Origin of the sequence: Mesorhizobium sp. B2-4-2 (genome assembly GCF_006442845.1) — a bacterium.
Taxonomy (GTDB): domain Bacteria; phylum Pseudomonadota; class Alphaproteobacteria; order Rhizobiales; family Rhizobiaceae; genus Mesorhizobium.
Genome location: NZ_VFVM01000004.1, coordinates 475,790 through 501,543, shown reverse-complemented (window position 1 = coordinate 501,543; position 25,754 = coordinate 475,790). Strand labels below are relative to the sequence as shown.

Below are 25,754 nucleotides of genomic sequence, written 5' to 3'. Positions count from 1 at the left end.
ATGATCCGTAGCAGCCCCTGGCCGGCAAGGGAACGAGACGCAGGCATCTCCCTGAAATGCCGCTGGCTCAATCTCTTCCAGTGCCTCCTCCCTTGCCTTCATGTCGCATTTCGTTCAAGAGACGGCGCAAACGCCGCGAAACTGAAGGTTTTGCCGTTTGACACGCGGCTTCCGGCTTTTTGCCGACGCGCCGCGACCTTGAAAGAGCGGAACAATGTCTGCGATCGAAGCCGGCGCTCGCGCGCCGGAAAATCTTTGGCGTCAGGAAATCAGGGCGACGCTGGCGCTCGCCTGGCCGATGGTGCTGACCAATCTCGGCCAGACCGCCATGACGGCCACCGACGTCATGATGATGGGCAGGCTGGGGGCGGACACGCTCGCCAGCGGCGCGCTTGGCGCCAATCTCTATTTCATGCCGCTGATCTTCGGCCTCGGCCTGATGCTGGCGACCTCGCCGATGATGGCGACCGAGCTCGGCCGCCGCCGCCATTCGGTGCGCGACCTGCGCCGCACCGTGCGCCAGGGCCTGTGGCTGGCGATCCTCATCTGCATTCCGATCTGGATCTTTCTCTGGCACGGCGAGAACGTGCTGCTCGCCATGGGCCAGGAGCCCGCTCTGGCGCACAGCGCCGGCATCTACCTGCGCTGGCTGGAATGGGCGGTGCTGCCCTTCTACGGCTATATCGTGCTGCGTTCGTTCATCTCGGCGCTGGAGCGGCCGGGCTGGGCGCTGATCATCGTCTTCGTCGCCGTCGCCTGCAACGCGCTCTTCAACTGGGTGTTCATGTTCGGCAATCTCGGTGTCCCGGCCATGGGCATATCAGGCTCGGGCCTTGCCACCTCGCTGTCCTCAACGCTGATGTTCGTCGGCATGGCCGCCGTGGTGATGTGGGAGAAGAAGTTCAGGCGCTATCATCTGTTCGGCCGCTTCTGGCGGTCCGACTGGCCGCGCTTCAAGGGCCTGCTGCGGCTCGGCCTACCGATCGCCGGCATCCTGGCTTTCGAGGTGACGATCTTCAACGCCGCGGCGCTGCTGATGGGCCTGATCGACGCGGATTCGCTTGCCGCGCACGCCATCGCCATCCAGATCGCGTCGATCTCCTTCATGGTGCCGCTCGGCCTAAACCAGGCGGTGACGGTGCGCGTCGGGCTTGCGCATGGCGCCGGCAATCCGGAAGGCGTCTCGCACGCCGGCTGGACAGCCTTCGTCATCGGCGTCTCGTTCATGGCCCTGATGGGCCTGATAATGATCCTGTGGCCGCATCTCCTGATCAGCGCCTTCATCGATCTGACCAATCCAGCCAATGCCAGGGTGATCACGCTTGCCGTATCGTTCCTGGTCTTCGCGGCCCTGTTCCAGGTCTTCGACGGCGCGCAAGCGGTTGCCGCCGGCATGCTGCGCGGCCTGCACGACACCAAGGTGCCGATGATCTATGCCGCGATCGGCTATTGGGGCGTCGGCCTGCCGCTGGGCGTGCTGCTCGCCTTCCCTTTCGGCTTCCATGGCGTCGGCATCTGGATCGGGCTGTCCAGCGGACTGGCGGTGGTGGCGGCGTTGCTTCTGGCGCGCTGGCTACGGCGGGATCGCCTCGCGCCGCCGCTGGTGTTCGAACACTGATGCAGAGGGCCGCCGGGTTGTCCGGTGGCCTTTCCGTCATTGTCGGCGTCAGCTGTTTTTGAGCGCCGGGCTGAACACCATCAGGCTCAGTATTTCGAACAGCACCTGGGCGCCGGCATGCGCGGTGTTGGTGGTCGCATCATATTGCGGCGCCACCTCGACCACGTCGCCGCCGACGATGTTGAGGCCTTTGAGGCCGCGCAGCAGTTCGAGCACTTCCCGAGTCGTCAGGCCGCCGACTTCCGGCGTGCCGGTGCCCGGCGCGAAGGCCGGATCGACGCTGTCGATGTCGAAGGAGACATAGGTCGGTCCGTCGCCGACTATTCTGCGCGCCTTCCCGATAATGGCGGGGATACCGAGGCCGGTCACCTCCTCGGCATGGATCACGGTCATGCCGGATTCGTAGGTGAACTCCCACAGATATTCGGCCGAGCCACGGATGCCGATCTGGATGGTGCGCGTCGGGTCGAGCACGCCATCGAGCACCGCGTTGCGGAACGGGCCGCCATGGTGGAACTTGGTCATGTCGAACAAGCCGCTTGTATCGCAATGGGCATCGATGTGGATGAGGCCGACCGGGGCCTTCTTGCCGACGGCCTTCAGGATCGGATGGCTGATCGAATGGTCGCCGCCGACCGACAATGGAATGACGCCGGCATCGACGATCTGGTTGGTGCGGCGCTCGATGTCCTCATGGCAGGTCTCGAGCCGGTAGCGGCTCTGGAACGGCACGTCGCCGATGTCGGCGACCCTGAGCTCATGCGTCGGTGCGCATTCCAGCACGTGATTGTAGGGGCCGATGCGCTCGATGGCGCGCAGCGCCCGCGGCCCGAAGCGGGAGCCCGGCCGGTTGGTGACGCCGAGATCCATCGGCACGCCTGTTATCGCCACCTGCAAATCGCCGAAATCCGGGTTGTCGGCCGATATTTCGCGATAGGGTGCGGCGAGGAAGGTGGGGATACCGGAATAGGGCGCCAGCCGCGTGCCCGACTTGGAGAATATCTTGTCGGCGACCTTGCGGAACTTCGGGTCGAACATCTCGCCGCCATGGCTCTCGCCATATTTGCGGCGCAACGCGTCGAGCTTGCCGCTGTCATAACCCATGTCGGTTTTCTCCTGTCTGTCTCTCCGGAGTGTCCGGTAGCGCTTTGGAAAAATCAATTGCGTTCGGACGGGTTGGCTGCCGCAGGTCTTTCTTTTTGTCGGGCCAGCCTGAAACCGGGCAGCGCTTTTGCCAATTCGATGCTATGAGGCCTGTCGCGATCATGGGCGGCAGGCAGCGAAGGCGGTAACGAGACATGGCCAGGACCGATATTGCGCGGCGCGTCTACAACCATACCTGGAAGCTCGACCCGATCGTGCGCAGCCTGCTGGACACGGATTTCTACAAGCTTCTGATGCTGCAGATGATCTGGGGCATGTACCCCAAGGTCGACGCCACCTTTTCGCTGATCAACCGCACCACTTCGGTGCGGCTGGCCGAGGAGATTGACGAGGGCGAGTTGCGCGAACAGCTTGACCACGCCCGCACCTTGCGCTTCTCCAAGAAGGAGATGATCTGGCTGGGGGGCAACAATTTCTATGGCCGCAAGCAGATCTTCGAGCCGGAATTCCTGGCCTGGCTGGAGAATTTCCGGTTGCCCGACTACGAGCTTTCCAGGCGCGGCGGGCAGTATGAGCTCTCCTTCAGCGGCCCGTGGATGTACACCACGCTGTGGGAGATTCCCGCGCTCGCCATCATCAACGAATTGCGCTCGCGCGCCGCCTTGCGGTCGTTCGGGCCTTTCACGCTCGACGTGCTCTACGCCCGCGCAAAAGCCAAGATGTGGGCCAAGACCGAACGGCTGAAGGCGCTGCCCGGCATCCGTATTTCCGACTTCGGCACGCGCCGGCGCCATTCCTTCCTGTGGCAGCGCTGGTGCGTGGAAGCGCTGAAGGAAGGCATCGGCGAAGCTTTCACCGGCACCTCCAACGTGCTTCTGGCCATGGACAACGACCTCGAGGCGCTGGGCACCAACGCGCATGAACTGCCGATGGTGTTCGGAGCGCTGGCCAATTCGGAAAAGGAATTGAAACAGGCGCCCTACAAGGTGCTGCAGGATTGGCAGCGCTACTATGGCGGCAATTTGCTGATCGTGCTGCCCGACGCCTTCGGCACGGCTTCCTTCCTGCGCGACGCGCCGGATTGGGTGGCCGACTGGACCGGCTTTCGCCCCGACAGCGCGCCGCCGATCGAGGGCGGCGAGAAGATCCTGTCCTGGTGGCGCGAGAAGGGCAAGGACCCCAGGCAGAAGCTGCTGATCTTCTCCGACGGGCTCGAGGTCGAGACCATCGAGGAGACCTACCGCCACTTCAAGGGCAAGGTGCGCATGTCCTTCGGCTGGGGCACGAACCTGACCAATGATTTCGAGGGCTGCGCGCCTACGGCAACCGACAGCCTCGACGCCATATCGCTGGTCTGCAAGGTGACCGAGGCCAACGGCCGGCCGGCCGTGAAGCTCTCGGATAATCCAGCCAAGGCGACGGGTGACCTCAAGGAGATCGAGCGGTATCTGCGCATCTTCGGTGAAAAGGACCGGGTGGAGCAGTTGGTCAAGGTGTGAGGGCACGACCGGTGCTTCCGGCATCGCCATACGAGACGGCAAAGTCGGATAGGCTGAGTTCCTTGGCGCCCCCCTCTGTCCTGCCGGACATCTCCCCCTCAAGGGGGGAGATCATGCTGTCATCTTCGTCTTCGCGAACCTCCGGCGTTGCAAGGGAAGCGCCGACAGAGAAACCGCCAATCTCCCCCCTTGAGGGGGAGATGTCCGGCAGGACAGAGGGGGGCGCCGTAGAGTGCCGTCGTCGGTCATTAGCATTTTTGCCTATCGCTCTATTGCTCCTCTCACCCACCCCAGCCTTCGCCCACGCCTCGGACCGCGGCCACGTCCTGCTCCTGCCGACCGGCTATTACCTGATCGGCGGCGCTTTCGCCGTGGCCGCAAGCTTCCTCGTGCTGGCGCTGCTGCCGGCGCATCGGCTCGATCGTTTCTGGCGGCGGCGCCTGCCACTGTTCACACTGGGTGATGATGCCCGCACCGCTGCCAGCCTGATATCCTTTGCCGGCTTTGCATGTCTCATTGCCGCGGGTTTTCTCGGCAGCCGCGATCCGCTCTCCAACCCGCTGCCTCTGGTGATCTGGACACTGCTGTGGGCCGGCTTCACGCTCCTGCAAGGTTTCCTCGGCGACCTCTGGTCCTGGCTCAATCCCTGGTACGGGCCGGTGCGTCTCCTGTCTCGCCTGGCCGGCAGGGGCGGTGAAGCGGCCAGGCGCCTTCCATCATGGCTCGGATACTGGCCGGCTGTCCTCCTGTTCTTCGCTTTTGCCTGGTTCGAGCTCATCGATCCGGCGCCCGACGATCCGACACGGCTCGCCCGGGCCGCCGGCCTCTACTGGTTGTTCACCTTGCTGGCGATGCTGTCGTTCGGTTATGGGGCGTGGGCCCGCAGCGGCGAATTCCTCACCGTCTTCTTCTCGATGGTGGCACGCTTCGCGCCGGTCGTGCGCGACGAACGCGGCCGGCTTGCGCTATGCTGGCCGGGCGCCAAGCTGCTGACCGCCGCGCCTTTGCCGGCAAGCGGCGTGGCCTTCCTGCTGCTCGCCCTGTCCTCGGTTTCCTATGACGGCCTGTCGAAGACCTTCTTCTGGCTGGGCCTGTTCGGCATCAATCCGCTTGAATTCCCCGGCCGCACGGCGGTGATCGGCAGCGGCAGTTTTGGCCTCGTCCTGACATTCATGCTGCTTGCGGCGGTCTTCCTGCTTGCCGTGGTCGTCGGCCAGAAGCTCGCCGGCGACGGCCACAGGCTTGGCGAGGCGACGGGGCTGCTGGTCTGGTCGATCGTGCCGATCGCGCTCGCCTACCACATCGCGCATTACCTGACGGCGCTGCTGGTCGACGGCCAGTATGCGCTTGCGGCACTGTCCGATCCGTTTGCGCTCGGCTGGAACCTTTTAGGCACCGCCGACATGCAGATCGAAGCCGGCATCGTCGCCGGCGCGGGCTCGGCATGGTGGCTGTGGAACATCCAGGCCGGTGCCATCATTCTCGGTCATCTGCTTGCCGTGCTCGTCGCCCACGGCTTCGCCGCACGCCTGCATCCGGTTCCCGCCCGCGCCGCGCTCAGCCAGTTTCCGCTCACCTTGCTGATGATCGCCTACACCGTCTTCGGCCTCTGGCTGCTCGCCACGCCGACCGTTGGCTAGACGCGGTGGAAATAAACCGGGATCCCCCTGGGGAAACGGCATTGCCGTGTCCGGACTTTGGTGATTTAGTTTGTACACATGCAATTTCGGCCGTCCGCAGGACGCGGTCTGCTACGTTCCAGCCATTGGTCAAAACTCAAAAACAGGGGAACTGCCGTGACTGACAAGAATAGGTTTTTCGATCTCTCCAAGGCCGGTCTCACCCGCCGCACCGCGCTGAAGGGTCTGGCCGCCGGCGCCGGCCTGGCGGTCGCGCCCGGTTTCGTCCGCTACTCCCAGGCGCAAAGCTCCGCCCCGATCAAGATCGGCTTCCAGTCGCACCGAACCGGCATCGGCGCCGCCTATGGCCGCTGGTACGAGAAGACCACGGCCGCGGCGGTCAAGGCGATCAACGCGGCCGGCGGCATCAATGGCCGGCCGGTCGAGGTCATCATCGAGGATGACGGCACCGATCCCGGCCGGGGTGCCGAGGTGGTCGGCAAGTTCGCCACCCAGCACAAGACCGACATCGTCTTCGGCACCTTGTTCTCGCATGTCGTCATCGGCTCGGCACCCGCCGCCGGCGAAGCCAAGATGCCCTATTTCGTCGTCAGCGAAGGCCACCATGTCGCCTCGACCAAGCTCAACCGCTATGTCTTCCAGCCCGGCATCACCGACGTAAAGAGCCAGATCCAGTCGATGGCGCCGTGGATCGCGGCCAATGCCGGCAAGAAGGTGACGCAGATCTTCCCCGATTTTGCTTTCGGCTACGACCACCGCGACTACCTCCCGCCGGCGCTGAAGGCGCAGGGCGCAGAGGTCATCGCGCAAATCGCCATTCCGCCGACGGAGAGCTCCTTCACCAAATACTTCCCGCAGATTCCGGCCGAGACCGAGGTGATCTACCACGTCATGGTCGGCCCGGCGGTGCTCACCTTCGTCAAGGAGCTTGGCGAGTTCTACGGCTCTAACCGGCCGCAGCTGTTCGGCTTCATCGATTCGCTCGAAGCCGTCGACATCAACAGCCCCGGGCTCGAATTCCTGGACGGCAGCCATTTCTGGGAAGGCTCGCCACGTTATGCCCAGACGGACGATTCCGAGGCGCAGAAGGCCTATCGCGCCGCCGTCGGCATCGATGACAATGGCGCGGCCGTCGGCGACCCCAAGGATGTCTCCACCGCCGCGCATATGTTCGGCTGCTGGGAGACGCTCTACGTCGTCAAGAAGGCGATGGAAGACGCCGGCTACAAGGGCCCGGAAGACCGCGCCAAGCTGGTCGAGGCGACCGAGGCGCTGACCGAATTCGCCGAAGGCCCGGAGCATCCGCAAGGGCCAAAGACCTTCAACGGCAAGATCCACCAGTGCTTCGGCATCCAGAACATCTCCAAGGTCGAAGGCGGCAAGCTCAAGGTGGTGCATAAGACCAAGATCGAGGACGGGCTTTACGAGGCCGAGGGGGATTATACGACGCAGGCGTTGTAGGCCGGCTCAACAGCAAGCGTGAGCGCCAAGCCACCCCCCTCTGTCCTGCCGGACCCGGCCCTTCGCTGTCGCTCCGGGCGTTCGTCGTTCGGAAAGCCAAGCAATTGGCTTTCCGTCCGCTGCGCGGACCGCTTCTCACCCCCTCAAGGGGCGCGATTGCGCTATCGGTGAGTACCTAACCCATGCATTTCGGTCCCCACCTCCTCCTTGCCGCCCTCGAAGGGCTCGTCACATCCGCCGTGCTGGCGCTGACCGCGCTCGGCCTGTCGCTGGTGTTCGGCGTGATGCGCGTGGTCAACGTCGCGCATGGCGAGTTCTTCATGCTGGGAGCCGTGCTCGCCTGGGCGATCACGACTGCGATCGGAGGCCATCCGGCGCTCGGGTTCCTGGCGGCACTTATCATCGCACCGCTGGTCGTCGGCGCCCTTGCACTGGTGGCCGAGCGGCTGGTGCTGCGCCGGCTGAACTACAATCCGGAAGCCACCATCGTCGCCACCATCGGCATGCTCTACATTATCCAGCAGCTGGCGCTGACCTTCTATGGTCCGGAAGCGCGCCCGGTAGAGCCGCCCTTCAGCTATCGTATCCTTCTGCCGTGGTTCGGCTATTCGGGCTACAAGCTGTCGATCATCGCGGCATCCGTCCTTCTGCTCGTGGTGACATGGCTGGTGCTGACGCGCACCAGGGTCGGCCTCGTCATGCGTGCCACGCAGTATGACAGCGAGACGGCGCAGGCCTTCGGCATCCCTGTCGATCGAGTCTATGGCGGCGTCTTCGCGCTCGGCGCCATGCTCGCGGCCATCGCCGCGGTGCTGATCGTGCCGATCAGCCAGGCGCATTACCTGATGGGGCAGGATCCGCTGCTGCTGTCCTTCATCGTCGTCATCATCGGCGGCCTCGGCTCGTTGCGCGGAACCGTCATCGCCGCCGTGCTGATCGGGCTGTCGGACGGCATCATTTCGGTGTTCTTCTCGCCGACGCTGGCCAAGATCATCGCCACGCTGCTGGTCGCCATGGTGCTGGTGTTCCGGCCGCAGGGCCTGTTCGGGACGGCGACGCGATGAGCGAGACCTCGCCGGCAAAAGCCTACGGCTTGCATCTCGGCGTCATCGCGCTGCTTTTTGTCCTGAGCTTCGTGCTGCCGGACTATCATCACGGCCTCGTCGCCCGCATCATGGTGCTGGCGGTCTTCGCCATGGGCTACAACATGCTGTTCGGCTATGTCGGCCTGCTCAGTCTCGGTCATGCCATGTTCTTTGCCGCCGGCCTCTACGGCGCCGGCCTTGCCGTCATCCAGCTTGGCTGGAGCGTGCCGGCGGCTTTGTTGAGCGGTATCGCCTGCGGCGCGGTGCTGGCACTGGTGATCGGGCTGCTGGCGCTGCGCACTACGGGTGTCGCCTTCATGATCGTCACCATGATGTTCGCGCAGGTCTTTTACCTCCTCATCCTCTATTTTGCCGCGTGGACCGGCGGCGACCAGGGCATGGTGGTGCCGCAGCCGGCACGCGTCCTGAGTTTCGGCGCGACGTCGCTCGATCTCACCAATCCGACGGTGCGCTACATGAGCGCGCTGGCGCTGTTCTCGCTCGTGCTTCTGGTCACACTGGCCGTCGTCCGCTCCCGATACGGCCGCGTGCTGGTTGCCATCCGCGAAAACGAGGAACGGACCAAAATGCTGGGTTACGACACATTCTCCAACAAGCTCGCCGCAGTGGTCGTCTCCGGCACGATCTGCGCGGCGTCGGGCGCTGCCTATGCGCTGCTGTTCGGCTATGTCGGCTCGAGCTTCGCCTCGGTACAGTACTCGATCCTGCCGCTGCTGTGGGTGCTGCTCGGCGGCGCCGCCACCACGCTCGGACCGCTGATCGGCACGCTGTTCATGTACTATGTTATCGACGTCACCAGCGGCTTCACCTCCGCCTACCTGTTGATCGTCGGCGTCGCGTTGATCCTGCTGGTGCTGTTCTTCCCGAAAGGCATTCTGGGCAGCATCCGGCAGCGCTGGCTCGGATGGCTGCCATGACGCCGCTTCTGACCACCAAAGGCCTGTCGCGCAATTTCGGCGGCCTGCGCGCCGTCGACAGCGTCGATTTCACCTTGGTGCCGGGCGAAATCCGCGCCGTCATCGGCCCCAACGGTGCCGGGAAGACCACTTTCGTCAGCCTGATCAGCGGCCGTATCCCGCCCTCGTCCGGATCGATCGTTTTCGACGGCTCCGACATCACCGGCCTGCCGGCCTATGTCAGGGTCCGCCAGGGCATCGCCTACACGTTCCAGATCACCAGCATCTATGCCAACCTGTCCGTTTACGCCAACGTCGCGCTGCCCGTGCAACTGACGCTACGGCATGGCCATTCCAAGAGCGCGATACAGGCCGCTGTCATGTCGGCGCTCGCACGCACCGGGCTGGCCGACCGCGCCCATATGCCGGCCGGTCAATTGTCCTATGGCCACCAGCGCCTGCTGGAGGTGGCGATGGGCCTGGCGCTGAAGCCGCGCCTGCTGATCCTCGACGAGCCGACGCAGGGGCTCGCCGACAGCGAGATCGACAATTTCATCGCCCTGGTGCGCGAGATCGCCAGGGACGCCACCGTGCTCCTGATCGAGCACAACATGCCTGTCGTCATGCAGCTTGCCGACCGCATCACCGTTTTCAACGCCGGCAAGATCCTGGCAGAGGGCACGCCGGAGGCGATCCGCGAAAATGCGGCGGTGCAGGAAGCCTATCTGGGGACCGCCCCATGACCGAGACGAGCAAGACGCAAGCGTTGCGGATCGCGGGACTGGACTGCTTCTATGGCGAGGTTCAGGTGCTCTATGGGCTCGACCTGGCGCTGAACAAGGGCGAGGTGCTGTGCCTGTTCGGCCGCAACGGCGCCGGCAAGACGACGACGCTGAAAGCCATCATGGGGCTGGTCCGGGCGAGTGCCGGTTCGATCAGCCTCGCAGGCCAGGAATTGACCGGTCTGGCCGCCCACGAGGTGCCTAAAGCCGGCATTGCCTATGTGCCGCAAGGCAGGCGGCTGTTCGCCGAAATGACGGTGGCGGAGAACATCGAGATCGGGCTGATGGCGCGCGGCAAGGGGAAGGCCGTGCGCGAAAACGTGCTCAACCTGTTCCCGCTGCTGCGCCAGCGGCTCAGGCAGCGCTCGGGCACCTTGTCGGGCGGCGAGCAGCAGATGCTGGCCATGGCACGCGCGCTCTGCCTGGAACCGCAGGTGCTACTGCTCGACGAGCCGACCGAAGGGCTGATGCCGTCGATGATCGCAAAGATCCGCGAGACGGTGGCCAAGCTGCGCGAACTGGGCGTTTCCACCATCCTGGTGGAGCAGCGGGTCGATGCCGTGCTGTCGGTCGCCGACCGCGTCGCCTTTATCGAGAATGGCCGCAACCGTGAGACGGTCGACGTAGAGGCGTTGCGCGCCGACCCGTCCGCGGTCAGGCGCTATGTCGGCGTAGGCTGAGGATTTGCCCTCCCCTTGTGGAAGGTAAGGGCCTGGCGTCCTCGCCGGCTCACCCGAAGAACAGGAAGCCCGCCATCAAGAACGTGGGGATCAGCACCGCGCCCGACCACGCCATGTAGCCGAAAAAACCCGGCATGTTCACGCCGCGGTGCCGGGCAATGGCGTAGACCATGAAGTTCGGCGCGTTGCCGATATAGGTGTTGGCGCCCATGAACACCGCACCCGCCGAGATCGCCGCCAAGGTCGAAGCGAGCTCCGTCATCAGATGCCGGGGAGCGCCGCCGGCCAGCTCGAAGAACACCAGGTAGGTCGGAGCGTTATCCAGGAAGGACGACAGCGCTCCGGTCAGCCAGAAATAGGCGAGATCGTTGGGCATGCCCTGCGCTGACGTGACGAGCGCGACCAGCGGCGCAAGCGCGCCTTCGTGGCCGGCCCTCAGGATGGCGACGACGGGCACGATGCAGACGAAGATGCCGGCGAACAGTTTCGCCACTTCCGCGATCGGCCCCCAGTTGAAACCGTTCGCCTGCCGATACTCCTTGCGCGAGACGGCCAGCGAAACGAAGGCAAGCGCCAGGATGACGACATCGCGGACAAGGTTCTGCAACTCGAGGTCCACCCCCTGAATGGAAAGACTGATGCCGGGCTTCCATGTGGCCGAAAGCAGGATCGCGCCGATCACGCCGGCCAGCAGCGGCAGGTTGGGCAGGCCGCGGATGCGCACTTTCGTGTCCGGCGTCGGGTCCTTGATCTTTGGCGCGCCCATTTCGCGGCGATGCAGCGTGGTGTCGATCGCCAGGAAGACGGCGAGCACGACGACGCTGACGAACAGGGTCTCGCGCCAGAGGTTGGCGGTGGTCCAGAAGAAATCGACGCCGCGCAGGAAGCCGACGAACAGCGGCGGGTCGCCGAGCGGCGTCAGCGAACCGCCGATGTTGGACACCAGGAAGATGAAGAAGATGATGACATGGGCGTTGAACGGCCGGTTGTCATTGGCGCGGATGAGCGGCCGGATAAGGATCATCGAGGCGCCGGTAGTGCCGATGACGGAAGCGAGCAGGGCGCCGATGAGCAGCAGCCCGGCATTGACCAATGGCGTGCCGTGGATGTTGCCGGCCACGAGAATGCCGCCCGAAATGGTGAACAGCGCGAACAGGAGAATGATGAACGACATGTATTCCGTGAGCAGCGCATGCAGCACCGCTTCCGTCGCCACCGTCGTGCCGAAGGCCGATGCGAGCGGCACCACCACGAGAGCCGCCCAAAATGCAGCAATCTTGCCGTAATGATGCTCCCAGACATGGTTGAAAAGCAGCGGTCCCGTGGCGATCGACAGCAACAGCCCGGCAAAGGGCAGCGCCCACCACAGCGACATCGTCCGGCCTGGCAGGCCGTGCTCTTCCGCGGCGAAGGCCGTTCCCGGTAACAGAATCGCGACAGCCACCACGGCACTTGCCGTCAAAGCCGTCGCCCCTATCGACCCCTTCTCTTCTCCCACGATGAGGTCAGTCCGCCGCGTGGTCTTCGAGCGTCACGCCTGCTTGGCGCATCCTTGCCAACATCGTCTCGACCGAACCGTTGAGGTCGATCCCGCGGCAGGCATCGAGCCTGACAGTGGTCGTGAACCCCTGCTTGACCGCGTCGAGCGCCGAGAAGGCGACGCAGAAATCGGTCGCCAGGCCGACCAGGGTCAGAGTGTCGATGCCGCGCTCCCTGAGATAGCCGGCAAGGCCGGTCGGCGTCGTGTGGTCGTTCTCGAAGAAGGCCGAATAGCTGTCGATATCAGGCCGAAATCCCTTGCGGATGACGAGCTCGGCCTTGGTCCAGGCAAGACCCGAGTGAAAATCCGAGCCGAGGCTGCCCTGGATACAATGGTCCGGCCACAATGTCTGCTGGCCGTAGGGCATCTCGATGGTTTCAAAAGGCTGGGCGCCTGGATGGCTTGAGGCAAAGCTCGAATGGCCGGCTGGATGCCAGTCCTGCGTCAGCACGACATGATCGGTTCGCCGGATCAGGTCGTTGACCAGCGGCACGATCTCGTCGCCGCCGGTCACAGCCAACGCGCCGCCAGGGCAAAAGTCGTTCTGCAGGTCGATGACGACAAGCGCTTCTTCGGCCATGGGGTTCCTTCCTGTCGGTATCGGGCGCGGGCTCCCAGGGGGATCCCGGCGAAAGAAAGCCGCTGGCGCGACCGGAGGGAGAAACTTGACCAGATGGCGGGCCGCGTCAACCATTAGAGCGCCGGGCGCAACCCCGAACGCGCAAAGGGCGCCCCAGCACCTAGATTTTGCGGAGAACAAATGCGTGGCGGCGGCAGCCGTGCGGGTGCTGCGCAAACTCCGGCTTTGACAATTTCCGCCGACTTGATATCATTTGCATACGAATGAATTTAAGCCGGGCCCGGACGCCGGCAAGTTCCCTCGGAAAGGCCCTTTTTCTGGGAAGGCAAAGCGTGATCCGTTACGCGAAACCCACCACGGTCGACGAGGCGCTCGCCCTGCTTGGCGAAGCTTCGTGGCGCATCCTTGCCGGCGGCACCGACTTCTACCCGGCGCAAGGCAACAAGCCTTTCCGCGACAATGTGCTCGACATCAACGGGCTGGCCGCGCTGCGCGGCATTGCGGAAACGGAAACGCACTGGCAGATCGGGGCGCGCACCAGCTGGACCGATATCGTTCGCCATCCCTTGCCGCCGGCCTTCGATGCGCTGAAAGCGGCCGCGCGGGAGGTCGGGTCCGTTCAGATCCAGAATGTCGCCTCGATCGCCGGCAATCTCTGCAACGCTTCGCCGGCCGCGGATGGCGTGCCGGCGCTGCTGGTGCTCGACGCCGAGATAGAACTGCGCTCGGCGCAAGCGGTGCGCCACCTGCCGCTCCGGGAATTCATCCTCGGCAATCGCCGCACGGACCTGCGGCCCGGCGAGATGGTAACCGCCATCCGCGTGCCGAAAGCGGCCGGCGCGGGTATGTCGGCTTTCGTCAAGCTCGGCGCGCGGCGCTATCTCGTTATCTCGATCGCCATGGTGGGGGCACGCCTGGTCGTGCAGGACGGCATCGTCGAGCAAGCGGCGGTCGCCGTCGGTTCCTGCTCGGCTGTTGCAAAGCGGCTCGGCGGGGTCGAGGCGGCCCTGCGCGGACTGGCGGCGGATCATGGGCTGGCTACAGCGGTCCTCGCCGCGCCGATGGAAGAGCTGTCGCCGATCGGCGACGTGCGCGGCAGCGCCGAATACCGGCAGGACGCGGCGCGCGAAATCGTTGTCCGCGCCGTGCTTGCGGCGGCGGGGCCGGTGAATGGTGACAGGACGGCGGCGGCATGAACAAAGCACAGCCTGACATCAGCCAAGGTCGACCCGGCGGAGCCCTTTCCGACAGTGACGCAGGTCAGCCCGGCCTCGCACGCGCCGAGATTACCTTCGCGGTCAATGGCGCCGCCGTCTCGGTCAACGTGCCGCCGCTGCGCCGGCTGTCCTCGGTGCTGCGCGACGAATTGCTGCTGACCGGGACCAAGGTCGGCTGCGACGCCGGCGACTGCGGCGCCTGCACGGTGCTGGTCGATGGCGATCCGGTCTGCGCCTGCCTGATGCCGGCGGCGTCGGCCGCCGGAGCGTCGGTAACGACGGTCGAAGGGCTCGCCAATGGCCGGCTGTCGGCACTACAGGCCTCCTTCCTGGCGCATGGTGCGGCGCAGTGCGGCATTTGCACGCCGGGCCTGCTGGTGGCGGCGACGGCCCTGCTGGACAAGAAAGCCAGGCCGAGCGAGATCGAAGTGCAGGACGCGCTTGGTGGTGTCCTCTGCCGTTGCACCGGGTACCGGAAGATCGTCGCTGCTGTGATGGATGCCTCCGCCCAGGCTGCAAGCCTGGATTTCCGTCTGCCTCGGTCCGGTCACGCCATTGGCTCCTCCCCGATCCGGCTCGATGGCGTGCCGAAGGTGACCGGCGGTGAGAAATTCGGCGGCGATTCGTTCCCGGCCGATGCGCTGGCGGTGCTGGTAATCCGCTCGCCGCACTACCATGCCAGCTTCGCCTTCGGCGACCTCGACGGCTGGGCAAAAGCTCGTCCCGGCATCGCCGGTATCTTCACGGCGGCCGATATCCCGGGAAAGAACTGTTTCGGCGTCATCGGTCCGTTCGCCGACCAGCCGGCTCTCGCCGAAGGCTTGGCGCGGTTTCGCGGCGAGGCGGTGGCGCTTGTTGCCGGCGAGCGCGAGGCGATGCTCGATCTCGACCTGTCGGATTTCCCGATCCGCTGGACCGAATTGCCACATCTGTTGCAGCCTTGCGAGGCACAGGCCGAAGGAGCGGCGCTGATCCATGCGAACCGCCCGGCCAACCTTCTGACCAAGGGCTTCGTCGAACGCGGCGATCCCGAGACGGCGCTTGCCGATGCCGCTGTCACCGTGACCGGTGCGATCGAGACGGCCTATGTCGAGCATGCCTATATCGAGCCGGAAGCCGGCCATGCCTATATGGATGGCGACATGCTGGTCGTCGTCGCCTGCACGCAGGCGCCCTATATGGACCGCGACGACACGGCGAAGGTGCTGGGCCTGCCCGTCGACAAGGTGCGCATCGTGCCGACCGCGACGGGCGGCGGTTTTGGTTCCAAACTCGACGTGTCCCTGCAACCGCTGGTCGGCCTGGTGGCGATGAGGACCGGGCGGCCGGCGGCGCTTGCCTACACGCGCAATGAATCGATGATGTCGACCACCAAGCGCCACCCGGCGCAGATGAAAGCGACCATCGGCGCCGATGCCGAGGGCCATGTCACCGGCATGATTTTCTCAGGCGATTTCAACACCGGGGCGTACGCGAGCTGGGGACCGACCGTGGCCAACCGTGTGCCGGTGCATGCCTCAGGTCCCTACGCGACCCCGAACTACCGCGCCGAAGGCCGCGCCATCCATACACATGGGCCGATTTCCGGCGCTTTCCGCGGCTTCGGCGTGCCGCAAGCGACCATCATGCAGGAGACCTTGTACGACGAGCTGGCCGGCAAGCTCGGCATCGACCGGCTCGACTTCCGCTTGAGAAACTGCCTTCGTAACGGATCCGAAACAGTTACCGGACAGAGGCTGGAATCGGGCGTCGGCATTGCCGAATGCCTCGATGCCCTGCGGCCGCATTGGGCGCGTGCAGTGGCTGACGTGGATGCCTTCAACAGTGCCAACACGGATAAAAAGCGCGGCGTCGGCATCGCCTCCTGCTGGTACGGCTGCGGCAACACCTCGCTGCCCAATCCGTCGACCATCCAGGTCGGCATCGCGGCGTCAGGCGAGATCATCCTGCACCAGGGCGCCGTTGACATCGGCCAGGGCTCCAACACCGTCATCACGCAAATCTGCGCCGACGCGCTCGGCCTGCCATTGGAGAATTTCCGGCTCAAGGGCGCCGACACCGCGATCACTCCCGATGCCGGCAAGACCTCGGCCTCGCGCCAGACCTTCGTCACCGGCAAGGCGGCCGAGAAGGCTGGCCGTGCCTTGCGCGATGAGATCCTGCGTTTTGCCAATGTCTCGCAAAAGGCGTCGCTTCAACTCGACGGGCCGACGATTATCATATGCGAGGGCGAAGCGATCCGCCGCGTCCATCTTGGCGCCCTCGAAGCGGATGCAGACGGCTTCGTCTTCCGCGCCGAGGAGACTTACGACCCGCCGACCTTGCCGCTCGACGGCAAAGGCCAGGGCAAGCCCTATGCGGTCTATGGTTACGGCGCGCAGATCGCCGAGCTCGAGGTGGACCTCAAGCTCGGCACGGTCAAGCTGGTCAAGATCACCGCCGCGCACGATGTCGGCAAGGCGATCAACCCGCTGCTGGTCGAGGGTCAGATCGAGGGCGGCATCGCGCAAGGCATCGGCATGGCGCTGATGGAAGAGTACATTCCCGGCCGCACCGAGAATTTGCACGATTATCTCATTCCGACCATCGGCGACGTGCCGCCGATCGAGACGATATTGATCGAGGTGCCAGACCCGGAAGGGCCATTCGGCGCCAAGGGCTTGGGCGAACATGTGCTGATCCCGACGGCGCCGGCGATCCTCAACGCCATCCGCCATGCGACCGGTATTGCGATCACCAAAGTTCCGGCGACGCCGACTCGCATCCGCGCCGCCATCCGCGAGAAGGAGGCATGCCGATGAGCGAGCTTGCCGAACGCTTCGAAACCCATGATCCCGGCGAGAAGCTGGTGGCGGAGAAGATCCGCTGCGATGCCTGCCCTGTCATGTGCTACATATCAGATGGCCGCACCGGCGCTTGCGACCGCTACGGCAATGCCGGCGGCCGGATCGTGCGCATGGACCCGCTGACCATTCTCGATCATACCGCCGAGATCGGCGGCGCGGTCGTGCCCTTCATCGCAGAGGGCGAGGCCTGGGACGGCGAACTGGTCAACACCGGCCGCCGCTTCGTCACGGCGATCGGCGCCGGAACCACCTATCCCGACTACAAGCCGGCGCCCTTCATCGTCAGCCAGCAGGTCGAGGGCGTCGATCTCGTCACCGTCGTGACGGAGGGCATCTTCTCCTATTGCGGCGTCAAGGTGAAGATCGACACCGACCGTCATATCGGACCCGAAACGGCTGTCGTGCGGTCGCAAGGCGAGGCGATCGGTCATGTCACGACGGGCGAATATGGCTCGCAGATGCTGTCGCTGGGCGGCGTGCATCATCTGACCGGCGGCTCCAAGGCCGAAGGCCGCGCCACCTGCGATGCGCTGCTCGGTCTGTGCAACCGCAAGCCGGTGGAGCTGACCATCGACGGCGGCGCCACCATAACGGTCGAAGCCGGCAAACCGCCTGTCATCGACGGCAAGCAGGAACACCGCATGCGGGTCGGCTGCGGGTCGGCGACCATCGGCATGTTCGCCACGCAATGGCGCGGCCTGGTCGACGAGGTGGTGGTGGTCGACGACCACATAACCGGCGTCGTCTCGGAGCATCAGGCCGGCAAGGTGCTCGGCTGGCAGGACACGGGGATAAAGATCATCGGCCGCCGCTCGACGCCTGGGCGCTATTTCAAGGTGTCCGAGCCCGGTCTCGGCTGGGGCGGCACCAGCATATCCGACCCGCTGTCGATCCTGGGCGAATGGAACGCCAAGAAGGGCGGGCGGCCCGGCCTGTCGCTGCTGATGGTTTCGACCACCGGCGAACAGTTCGCCTATTACGAACTCGACGACCAGTTGAAGCCTGTCGAAAAGCCGTTCCCGGAACGGTTGCAAAAGTCGGTCAGGCTGATCGAGGACAATTGCGAACCGGCGCTGTGCACCGTGCTGTTCATCGGCGGCGCCGGCGGTTCGCTGCGCGCCGGCGTCACCGAAAACCCCGTCAACCTGACGCGTTCCGTGCAGGGCCTGACCACTTATGTGACGGTCGGCGGCGCGCCGGTCTATGTCTGGCCGGGCGGCGGCATCACGCTGATGGTGGATGTGACGCGCGTGCCGGAAGGCGCCTTCGGCTATGTGCCTACGCCGGCGCTGGTGGCGCCCATCGAATTCACGCTGCGCCGCGACGACTATGTCAGGCTCGGCGGCTACGACGCCGAGATCCGCAGCGTCGAGGATGTCGTCGCCAAGGGTGGCGAGTACCTGAACGCGCGTCGGGGCGACGGTGCGCCGGCCGGCAACCCATGGCCGCCGCTGGCGCAATTGCGGCGCACGCCCGCGAACGGGGCCGCGTGACGATGAACGGCCCGCAAGCGCATTGGCTCGGGGATGGCAGGCGGCTGCACCTCAATCACGGGCCGATCGACCTGATCGTCGAGGCCTTTGGGACGCCAGGCGAATGCCGGCGAGCTTATGAGCAGGCCGTGGCGCGATTCCAGACCATCCTGCCGGAACTGGTGGAGGAATTGCCCGAGTTGCGCCGGCCGGCCACGTTGCGCCCCCGCGCCTTCGCCGGATCGACGGCGCGGCGCATGGAAGCGGCAGTTACCCCATTGGCGGACGACTTCATCACGCCGATGGCAGCCGTCGCCGGTTCGGTAGCCGACGAAATACTTGCCGCACTGATTACCGGGCGAAAACTCGATCGCGCCTATGTCAACAATGGCGGCGACAGCGCGCTTCATCTCGGTACCGGCCAATCGATCACCCTTGCCATTGCCGGCACCGGCCATGGCCTTGCCGACCGCATCGTCATCCGCGCCGAGGACGGCGTGCAAGGCGTTGCCACCAGCGGCTGGCGCGGGCGCTCGTTTTCCTTGGGCATCGCCGACGCCGTCACCGTGCTGGCGAGGACCGGCGCAGAGGCCGATGCCGCGGCGACGCTGATCGCCAATGCCGTCGACTTGGCCAACCATCCCGCTATTCGGCGTGTGCCCGCGCATGATCTGGCGCCGGACAACGACCTTGGCGACAGACTGGTGACGCAGGAGGTCGGGCCGCTTTCTGCCACAGAGATTGCCACGGCGCTGGACAGGGGACTTGCCGTCGCCGAAGATTTCCGCCGCAGGGGACTGATCGCCGCGTCGGCGCTGTTCCTCGCCGGCAAGACCCGCATCGAGGGCTCCATGGCGCTTGCCGCGCCCGACAAAAGTCCAGGGAAGGAAGTTGCCCATGCCTGAGTTTCCGCTCCGCAAGATCGTGGTGCTGACCGAAGAGATCTTTCATGAGGGCGGGCCGGCGCCCAAGGTGCCGCGCCGCCGTGCCGCCGCCATGGCGCTGGTGAAGAACCCGTTCGCCGGGCGCTATGTCGAGGAGTTGCAGAGCGCCATGGACGATCTGAAGCCGCTTGGCCTGCTGCTTGCCGACCGGCTGATCGCGGCATTGGGTGGCGACGTGAAGCAGATCGACGGCTATGGCAAAGGCGCCCTCGTCGGCATCTCGGGCGAACTCGAGCATGGCGCGCTTTGGCATGTGCCGGGCGGCTACGCCATGCGCGAGCGGCTCGGCGACGCCAAGGCGATCGTGCCGTCGGCCAAGAAGGTCGGCGCCTTCGGCTCGCGGCTGGATGTGCCTCTCGGCCACATCAACGCCGCCTATGTGCGCAGCCATTTCGATGCGATGGAAGTCGGCGTCAGCGACGGACCGCGTCCCGACGAGATCCTGTTCTGCCTCGCCATGACCTGCGGTCCGCGCGTGCACAATCGCATGGGCGGCCTGGCCGCCGACGATATCAAGGCATGGGACGGGCTGCGGTGAGCGGCGAGGACAATCTGCTGAAGCTGGTCGAGGTCGAGGAGGCCGAGGACCAGGACTACCACCTGCAGGAGCAGGTCGGCTTCATCCTGCGCAAGGCGCATCAGCGCCACGTCTCGATCTTCGCTGCCCATATCGGCGACCTGACGCCACCGCAATTCGCGGCATTGGCCAAGCTGCGCGATGTCGGGGAGACTTCGCAGAACCAGCTCGGCACGCTGGTCGCCATGGATGCGGCGACCGTCAAGGGCGTCATCGACCGGCTGAAGGCGCGCGGCCTTGTCGAGCTCTCCAAGCACGAGGGCGACAAGCGGCGGCTGCTGGTCAATTTGACCGCCGAAGGGCGCGAGGCGATCGAACGCCTGATCCCGCTGGCGCGCGAGATTACCGAGGAAACCTTGGCACCGCTCACGGCCAGGGAGATCGCCACCTTCATGAAGCTGCTGGCGAAATTGGCGTAGGCCGGCGACGAGGTCCTTTCCTCTCCCTCCGGACGGGAACCACCTGGCCACCGCCGCCGACGGATATTGAAAGGGGACCAGGGCGCAAGAACCTTCCTGCATCGCGCCAAGGGTCGACTCCCACTCCGTCGAGCTTCGCTCGACACCTCTCCCCCGATCGACGGGGGAGAGGTGGGCGCCAAGCTGTCCTGGGACGAAGAACCTGGACCTTGGGCCGGCGCTTATCTCCGGCGAAATCTCAGAGGCCGTTGTCCTTCAGCACCTGGGCGGCGTTTTCCTTGGTGATCTTCTGCGTCGGCAAGGTGATGGTCTTTTCGACCTTCTCGCCATTGAGGAACTTGATCGCCTGCCGAAGGCCCTCGGCGCCCGGGGTGACATAGGTGAAGGTCGCCGTCAGCTCGCCCTTGTTCACCATCTGCACGCCTTCGTTGGGCAGGCCGTCGATGCCGATGAACTTGATGTCCTTCTCGCGGCCGACATCCTTGGCGGCAAGATAGGCGCCATAGGCCATCGGGTCGTTGTGGCCGTAGACGAGATCGATCTTCTCGTTGCTCTTCAGCGCGTTGGCCATCAGATTATAGGCCTGGTCCTGCTTCCAGTCGCCCGACTGCTGGTCGAGCAGGTACTTGATGCCCGGCTCCTTGTCGGTGAACTCATGGAAGCCGTCATGGCGGTCATGCGCCGGCTGGGTGCCCATGCCGCCCCAGATCTCGACGACATTGCCCGATGCCTTGCCCTTGCCGCCGAGCAGCTCGACGGCATATTCGCCGGCCGCGCGGCCGATCAGCTTGTTGTCGCCGCCGACGAACTGGGTGTAGTCCTTGGTGTCGACATTGCGGTCGAGCACGAAGACCGGGATCTTGGCGTCGATCGCCTGCTGCACGACGCCGGTCAGGCCGGCCGATTCCTTTGGCGACACCAAGAGCGCATCGACCTCCTGGCGGATCAGGTTCTCGACATCGGCAACCTGCTTCTCGGTCTTATCCTCGCCGTCGGTGATGATCAGCTCGACCTCGGGGTGCTTGGCGGCCTCAGCCAGTATGTCCTTGTTGAACTGCGCGCGCCAAGGCTCGATGGTCGTCACCTGCGAGAAGCCGATCTTCCACTTCTTGTCCTGGGCCAAGGCGTGGCCGGTGGAGAGCAGCGCGGTGGTGGTCAGCAATGCCGCGCCAAGGGCGGCAAGCTTCAGCGTGTCACGTCGTTTCATTTCTTGTTTCCTCCGAGATTGAGAGACCGGGTCTCTTGCGACGGCCGTTTTGCCGCGGCCGTTTCCTTGTGCGCCGCTCCGGGCAGGCGCAGATAGGCTAGGAGATCACCGGCATTGCGCTCCTGCACGAGCACTGTGCCGATGATGATCATCCCCTTCAGCACCAGCTGAAGGTTCGAATTGATGTTGTGGAGCTGCAATATGTTGGACAGCAGCCCGAAGATCAGCACGCCGCAGAACGTCCCCGTGAGGCTGCCGCGCCCACCCATCAGGCTGGTGCCGCCGATGACCACGGCGGCGATGGCGTCGAGCTCCAGGCCGGCGCCGGCATCGGGCTTGCCTTGCCGGTACTGCGCGACATAGAGCACCGCGGCAATGCCGGCGAGCAGGCCCGAAACGGCGTAGGTGACGATCTTGACCCGGCCGGCGGCGATGCCGGAAAGCCTGGCCGCCTCCTCATTGCCGCCGATGGCGTAGACATAGCGGCCGAACGGCGTGAAGCGCAGCACCGCGCCATAGATCAGGATGGCGCCGAGGAAGAACAGGCCGGGCATCGGAATGACGCCGAACACCATCGAGCGCAGCAGCTCGAAATCCTCGGTGGCGTTCGAGCCGGTATAGACCGGCAGCACAGCATTGTTCTGGCCGGCGGTCAGCCGGGCGATGCCCAACGCCGTCACCATCATCGCCAGGGTGACGATGAAGGGCTGCAGCCGCCCGGCAACGATGATGAAGCCGTTGAGCGCACCGAACAGCAGGCCCACGCATGGCGCGACCAGCAGCACGCCGAGGACGCCGAATTTGGGCTCGACCTGCGGCAGCAGGTACCACAGGGAAAGACAGCACAGGACCACGCCGACGATTGCCGGCGTGACCAGGCCGCGGGCGCGGTCCAGCCTTGCGTCGCGCGAGGCATCGGCGCCGGCGCGCGACTTTTCGAGATTGAGGAAGATGAAGCGGGTGACGATAAAGCCGAGACAGAGCGCCACCACGGCGACGGTGGGCACGCCAAGCACCACTCCCGGCGTCACGCCCGGAACCGTCAGCAGCATGGCGCAGACCACCGAACAGATGGCCATCAGCGAACCGACGGAAAGATCGATGCCGCCGGTGATGATCACCGCCGTCATGCCGGTGGCGATCAGGCCGGTGGTCGACACCTGGCGCAGCACGTCGAGCAGATTGCCGTAGGACAGGAAGATGTTGTTGCCCTTGGAGCTGACCGGCGAGCCCAGCACGCCGATCAGGAAGATGGCGATGAGGCCCCAATAGAGCTTGGTGCGGGACAGGAGTTTCAAGGCGGTCATGCGGCAGGTCTCGAAATCGTGCGGCGCGGCGCGGCGAGACGCATGATGGCCTCCTCGCTCGCCGCATCGCGGGAAAGGATGCCGGTCTGGCGGCCATCGGCCATCACCAGAATGCGGTCGGAGAGGTGCAGCAGTTCCGGCAATTCGGAGCTGATGACGGCAATGGCCAGCCCGTCGCGCGCAAGCTTGAAGATGAGATCGTAGATCTCGCGCTTGGCGCCGACGTCGATGCCGCGCGTCGGCTCGTCGAGAAGAAGCACGCGCGGCCGTGTCGCCAGCCATTTGCCGATGACGACCTTCTGCTGGTTGCCGCCCGACAGCGTGCCGGCTGGCTGGTCGATGTCCTCGCAGCGTATGCCGAGCGCCCGGACCGCGTGGCGCGCCAGCTCCTGTTCGCCGGCCAGCGAACGGATGCCGAAACGCGCCAGCGATCCGACCAGCGGCAATGCGACGTTGTCTGTAATGGAAGCCTGGAGATGCAGGCCTTGGGTCTTGCGGTCCTCGGTCACCAGCGCAATGCCGAGGCGCCTGGCATCGCGCGGCGAGCGGATCTCGACCGGCGCGCCGTCGAGCCGGATCTCGCCGCCGGTGCGGCCATCGCTCGAGCCGAAGATCGCCTCCAGGATTTCGGTGCGCCCTGAACCCAGCAGCCCGCCAATGCCAAGGATCTCGCCTTCGGCGAGTTCGAGGCTGACTCCGTCGATCACGGTGCGCCAGCCATGGGCGTCGGGTTTCGTCAGCGACAGGTTCTCGACGGAAAGCACGATTTCGCCGCCGGAACGGCGCTCCTCTTCCGAGGAGGCTAGCAGGTCTCGCCCGACCATTGCCGAAATGATGGCGTTCTCGTCGAGCTCGCCCATCGGCCGCGTCAGCACGTGGCGTCCGTCGCGAAACACAGTGACCCTGCCCGCCAGGTGCATGACCTCGTCGATGCGGTGCGAGATGTAGACGATGGCGACGCCGCTGTCGGCAAGCTGGCGGATGATGCGGAACAGCCTCTGGCATTCGGCTGGAGAAAGCGCCGAGGTCGGCTCGTCCATGATCAGGATGCGCGCCGACATCGACAGCGCCTTGGCGATCTCGACCAGTTGCTGTTCGCCGACGCGCAAGGTGCCGACACGGGCTTCCGGGTCGAGCTCGATGCCCAGCCGCTGCAGAAGGGCGCTGGCGGCGCGGCTGCTCGCCTTGCGGTCGACGATCAGCCCGGCGATCAGCTTCTCGCGTCCGAGAAAGATGTTGTCGGCGACGCTGAGTTCGGGAACCAGATTGAGCTCCTGGTGGATGATGGCAATGCCGGCGGCCTCGGCGTCGCGCACGCCGGCAAAATTCGCGGCTACGCCGTCGACGCGAACCGTGCCGTCGTAGCCGGTGTAGACACCGGAAAGGATTTTCATCAGCGTCGACTTGCCGGCGCCGTTCTCGCCCATCAAGGCGTGGACTTCGCCGCGCCGCAGCTCGAAACCGACGTCGACCAAGGCGGCAATGCCGCCGAAGCTCTTGGATACGTGCTCAGCGCTTAGGACGACATCCGAACGATCCGCCGCAACATCCCGACGCGCGATGGAATTTCCGTGCTCCATGACAAAGGCGGCCTCCCTTCCGTCGTCGTCTGACCCTCATGAACGCTATTCTAAACGTTTCGATCCTGTCAAGCTTCTATCTGGTGACGTGAGATTGGCTCATTTCAATTCTTGCGAAAAACCGCGATATTCCGTAGGTATGATGCATAGAGAGGCGGCGAAACGTTTCGAAAATGGCAGGGCCAAGCAAGACAAGGCAGCGAAAATCGACGGCGCCGACCATGCTTCACGTGGCCGAAGCGGCGCGCGTGTCGGTCGCCACGGTTTCGGCGCTGATCAACGGCACGGCGACCGTCAGTCCGGAGCTCAGCCAGCGCATCGAGCAGGCGATCCGCGATATCGGCTACAAGCGCAATGCGATCGCCCGCAGCCTGAAAATGGGCACAACGCGCACCATTGGATTGACTGTCCCGCACATCACCAATCCGTTCTTCACCGATGTCGTGTCAGTCATCCAGCAGGCCTTCGACCGCGCCGGCTATGCGGTCATGCTGTGCTGCACGGACGAGGACCTCAACACCCAGGACGACCAGATCAGGCTGCTGCTCGACCGTATGGTCGACGGGCTGATCGTGGCGCGGGTCGGCGATGGGACGATCCTCAAGCGCATCGTCGACGACGCCAACGTGCCGGTCGTCCTGCTTGACCGCATCTGCGACGGTGTCGACACGGATGCCGTGGTGCTCGACAACCAGCGCGCCGTGTTCGACGCCATCACCTACCTGATACATCTCGGGCACCGGCGCATCGGCTACATCACCGGAACGTCGGATATCTCACCGATGCATGATCGCATGGCCGGATATCGCGAAGCGCTTCAGGCAGCCGGCCTGCCGGTCGCCGAGGAGCTGGTACGTTCCGGCAATTTTCACGAGATCGACGGCTATAACGCGGCCATGCAGCTGTTGTCGCTGCACGACAGGCCGAGCGCGATCTTCTCAGCCAACAATCCGATGGTGATCGGCACCATGAAGGCGATCCGCGATATCGGCCTGTCCTGCCCGGAAGATGTTTCGATCGCCTGTTTCGACGATTTTCCGTGGTCGGACGTGTTTGTCCCGCAACTGACCACGGTGGCGCAGCCGGTGCAGGCGATCGGCGAACAGGCGGCCAATTTGCTGCTCGACCGCCTTGCCGGAAATCGCGACGCGCCGCCGCGCAAGCTGGTGCTCAAGGGCCGGCTGATGATCCGCAATTCATGCCGACCGCTGGGAGCGGTGGCGCAGAGTGTGAGTTGCGTAGAGCGGTTCAGTGGTTGAATCGCTATCGGCAAGCGCCG

At 64.9% G+C, this 25,754-nt stretch carries 21 protein-coding genes; 15 read left to right on the top strand and 6 right to left on the bottom strand.

All coding sequences use genetic code 11. The features are described 5' to 3' along the window. Positions 1–214: 214 nt before the first annotated feature. Positions 215–1,618 carry an MATE family efflux transporter gene (locus FJ942_RS12710; protein WP_140897862.1) on the top strand — a complete coding sequence of 468 codons (1,404 nt, stop codon included), beginning with the start codon at positions 215–217 and terminating at the stop codon, positions 1,616–1,618. Positions 1,619–1,666: 48 nt separating this feature from the next. On the opposite strand, the gene speB is transcribed toward FJ942_RS12710, so the two are convergent. Next, a complete protein-coding gene (speB, locus tag FJ942_RS12705; protein WP_140524199.1) occupies positions 1,667–2,722 on the bottom strand; it encodes an agmatinase in 1,056 nt (351 codons plus the stop codon). A 194-nt stretch (positions 2,723–2,916) separates the two neighbouring features. Here speB and pncB point away from each other — a divergent pair, with 194 nt between their 5' ends. From pncB to FJ942_RS12665, 7 genes are all read left to right on the top strand, one after another. Beyond that, entirely contained in the window at positions 2,917–4,221 is a 1,305-nt protein-coding gene (pncB, locus tag FJ942_RS12700) for a nicotinate phosphoribosyltransferase (RefSeq protein WP_140625200.1), read from the top strand. 200 nt (positions 4,222–4,421) lie between these two features. Next, complete coding sequence (locus tag FJ942_RS12690; RefSeq protein ID WP_140897860.1) at positions 4,422–5,861, top strand: hypothetical protein; 1,440 nt, start codon at positions 4,422–4,424, stop codon at positions 5,859–5,861. A 156-nt stretch (positions 5,862–6,017) separates the two neighbouring features. Continuing rightward, a complete protein-coding gene (locus FJ942_RS12685) occupies positions 6,018–7,322 on the top strand; it encodes an ABC transporter substrate-binding protein (protein ID WP_140897858.1) in 1,305 nt (434 codons plus the stop codon). Between the two features lie 182 nt (positions 7,323–7,504). Then, complete coding sequence (locus tag FJ942_RS12680) at positions 7,505–8,386, top strand: branched-chain amino acid ABC transporter permease (protein WP_140897857.1); 882 nt, start codon at positions 7,505–7,507, stop codon at positions 8,384–8,386. Next, positions 8,383–9,345 (top strand): branched-chain amino acid ABC transporter permease, encoded by a 963-nt coding sequence (locus FJ942_RS12675; RefSeq protein ID WP_140897856.1) that lies wholly within the window; start codon positions 8,383–8,385, stop codon positions 9,343–9,345. The genes FJ942_RS12680 and FJ942_RS12675 overlap by 4 nt, the downstream gene beginning before the upstream one ends. Continuing rightward, positions 9,342–10,067, top strand: a complete 726-nt coding sequence (locus tag FJ942_RS12670; protein WP_140897855.1) for an ABC transporter ATP-binding protein — start codon at positions 9,342–9,344, stop codon at positions 10,065–10,067. Before FJ942_RS12675 ends, FJ942_RS12670 begins: the two co-directional genes overlap by 4 nt. Beyond that, positions 10,064–10,786, top strand: coding sequence for an ABC transporter ATP-binding protein (locus FJ942_RS12665; RefSeq protein ID WP_140628679.1), 723 nt, complete (start codon positions 10,064–10,066; stop codon positions 10,784–10,786). Before FJ942_RS12670 ends, FJ942_RS12665 begins: the two co-directional genes overlap by 4 nt. A gap of 49 nt (positions 10,787–10,835) precedes the next feature. Here the strand turns inward: FJ942_RS12665 and FJ942_RS12660 are convergent, their stop codons facing one another. Further along, on the bottom strand, positions 10,836–12,230 hold the full coding sequence (locus tag FJ942_RS12660) for a sodium:proton antiporter (RefSeq protein ID WP_224681661.1): 1,395 nt from the start codon (positions 12,228–12,230) through the stop codon (positions 10,836–10,838). A gap of 61 nt (positions 12,231–12,291) precedes the next feature. Continuing rightward, positions 12,292–12,906: a bifunctional nicotinamidase/pyrazinamidase gene (gene pncA, locus FJ942_RS12655; RefSeq protein WP_140729562.1), complete on the bottom strand. Its 615-nt coding sequence runs from the start codon at positions 12,904–12,906 to the stop codon at positions 12,292–12,294. A gap of 332 nt (positions 12,907–13,238) precedes the next feature. Between pncA and FJ942_RS12650 the strand changes: the two genes are divergently transcribed. From FJ942_RS12650 to FJ942_RS12625, 6 genes are read left to right on the top strand one after another with little or no spacing between them, the layout of a single operon-like run. Beyond that, positions 13,239–14,102 carry a xanthine dehydrogenase family protein subunit M gene (locus tag FJ942_RS12650; protein ID WP_140554622.1) on the top strand — a complete coding sequence of 288 codons (864 nt, stop codon included), beginning with the start codon at positions 13,239–13,241 and terminating at the stop codon, positions 14,100–14,102. Beyond that, the gene (locus FJ942_RS12645; RefSeq protein WP_140897853.1) at positions 14,099–16,924 is read left to right on the top strand and encodes a molybdopterin-dependent oxidoreductase; all 2,826 of its coding nucleotides are present in this window, start codon (positions 14,099–14,101) and stop codon (positions 16,922–16,924) included. Before FJ942_RS12650 ends, FJ942_RS12645 begins: the two co-directional genes overlap by 4 nt. Next, complete coding sequence (locus FJ942_RS12640; RefSeq protein ID WP_140897852.1) at positions 16,921–18,462, top strand: 6-hydroxynicotinate reductase; 1,542 nt, start codon at positions 16,921–16,923, stop codon at positions 18,460–18,462. The genes FJ942_RS12645 and FJ942_RS12640 overlap by 4 nt, the downstream gene beginning before the upstream one ends. A 2-nt stretch (positions 18,463–18,464) precedes the next feature. Beyond that, on the top strand, positions 18,465–19,346 hold the full coding sequence (locus FJ942_RS12635; protein WP_140897896.1) for a UPF0280 family protein: 882 nt from the start codon (positions 18,465–18,467) through the stop codon (positions 19,344–19,346). Then, positions 19,339–19,923: an amino acid synthesis family protein gene (locus tag FJ942_RS12630; RefSeq protein ID WP_140563635.1), complete on the top strand. Its 585-nt coding sequence runs from the start codon at positions 19,339–19,341 to the stop codon at positions 19,921–19,923. The genes FJ942_RS12635 and FJ942_RS12630 overlap by 8 nt, the downstream gene beginning before the upstream one ends. Beyond that, on the top strand, positions 19,920–20,381 hold the full coding sequence (locus FJ942_RS12625) for a MarR family transcriptional regulator (protein WP_140897894.1): 462 nt from the start codon (positions 19,920–19,922) through the stop codon (positions 20,379–20,381). Before FJ942_RS12630 ends, FJ942_RS12625 begins: the two co-directional genes overlap by 4 nt. 238 nt (positions 20,382–20,619) lie before the next feature. Here FJ942_RS12625 and FJ942_RS12620 read toward each other — a convergent pair whose 3' ends face one another. From FJ942_RS12620 to FJ942_RS12610, 3 genes are read right to left on the bottom strand one after another with little or no spacing between them, the layout of a single operon-like run. Further along, positions 20,620–21,588: a substrate-binding domain-containing protein gene (locus FJ942_RS12620; protein ID WP_140551609.1), complete on the bottom strand. Its 969-nt coding sequence runs from the start codon at positions 21,586–21,588 to the stop codon at positions 20,620–20,622. Continuing rightward, entirely contained in the window at positions 21,585–22,895 is a 1,311-nt protein-coding gene (locus FJ942_RS12615; protein ID WP_140491407.1) for an ABC transporter permease, read from the bottom strand. The genes FJ942_RS12620 and FJ942_RS12615 overlap by 4 nt, the downstream gene beginning before the upstream one ends. Further along, positions 22,892–24,475 carry a sugar ABC transporter ATP-binding protein gene (locus FJ942_RS12610; protein WP_140655302.1) on the bottom strand — a complete coding sequence of 528 codons (1,584 nt, stop codon included), beginning with the start codon at positions 24,473–24,475 and terminating at the stop codon, positions 22,892–22,894. The genes FJ942_RS12615 and FJ942_RS12610 overlap by 4 nt, the downstream gene beginning before the upstream one ends. A gap of 221 nt (positions 24,476–24,696) precedes the next feature. On the opposite strand from FJ942_RS12610, the gene FJ942_RS12605 reads away from it, so the two are divergent. Next, the gene (locus tag FJ942_RS12605; protein WP_140897851.1) at positions 24,697–25,734 is read left to right on the top strand and encodes a LacI family DNA-binding transcriptional regulator; all 1,038 of its coding nucleotides are present in this window, start codon (positions 24,697–24,699) and stop codon (positions 25,732–25,734) included. The last annotated feature ends 20 nt before the right edge of the window (positions 25,735–25,754 follow it).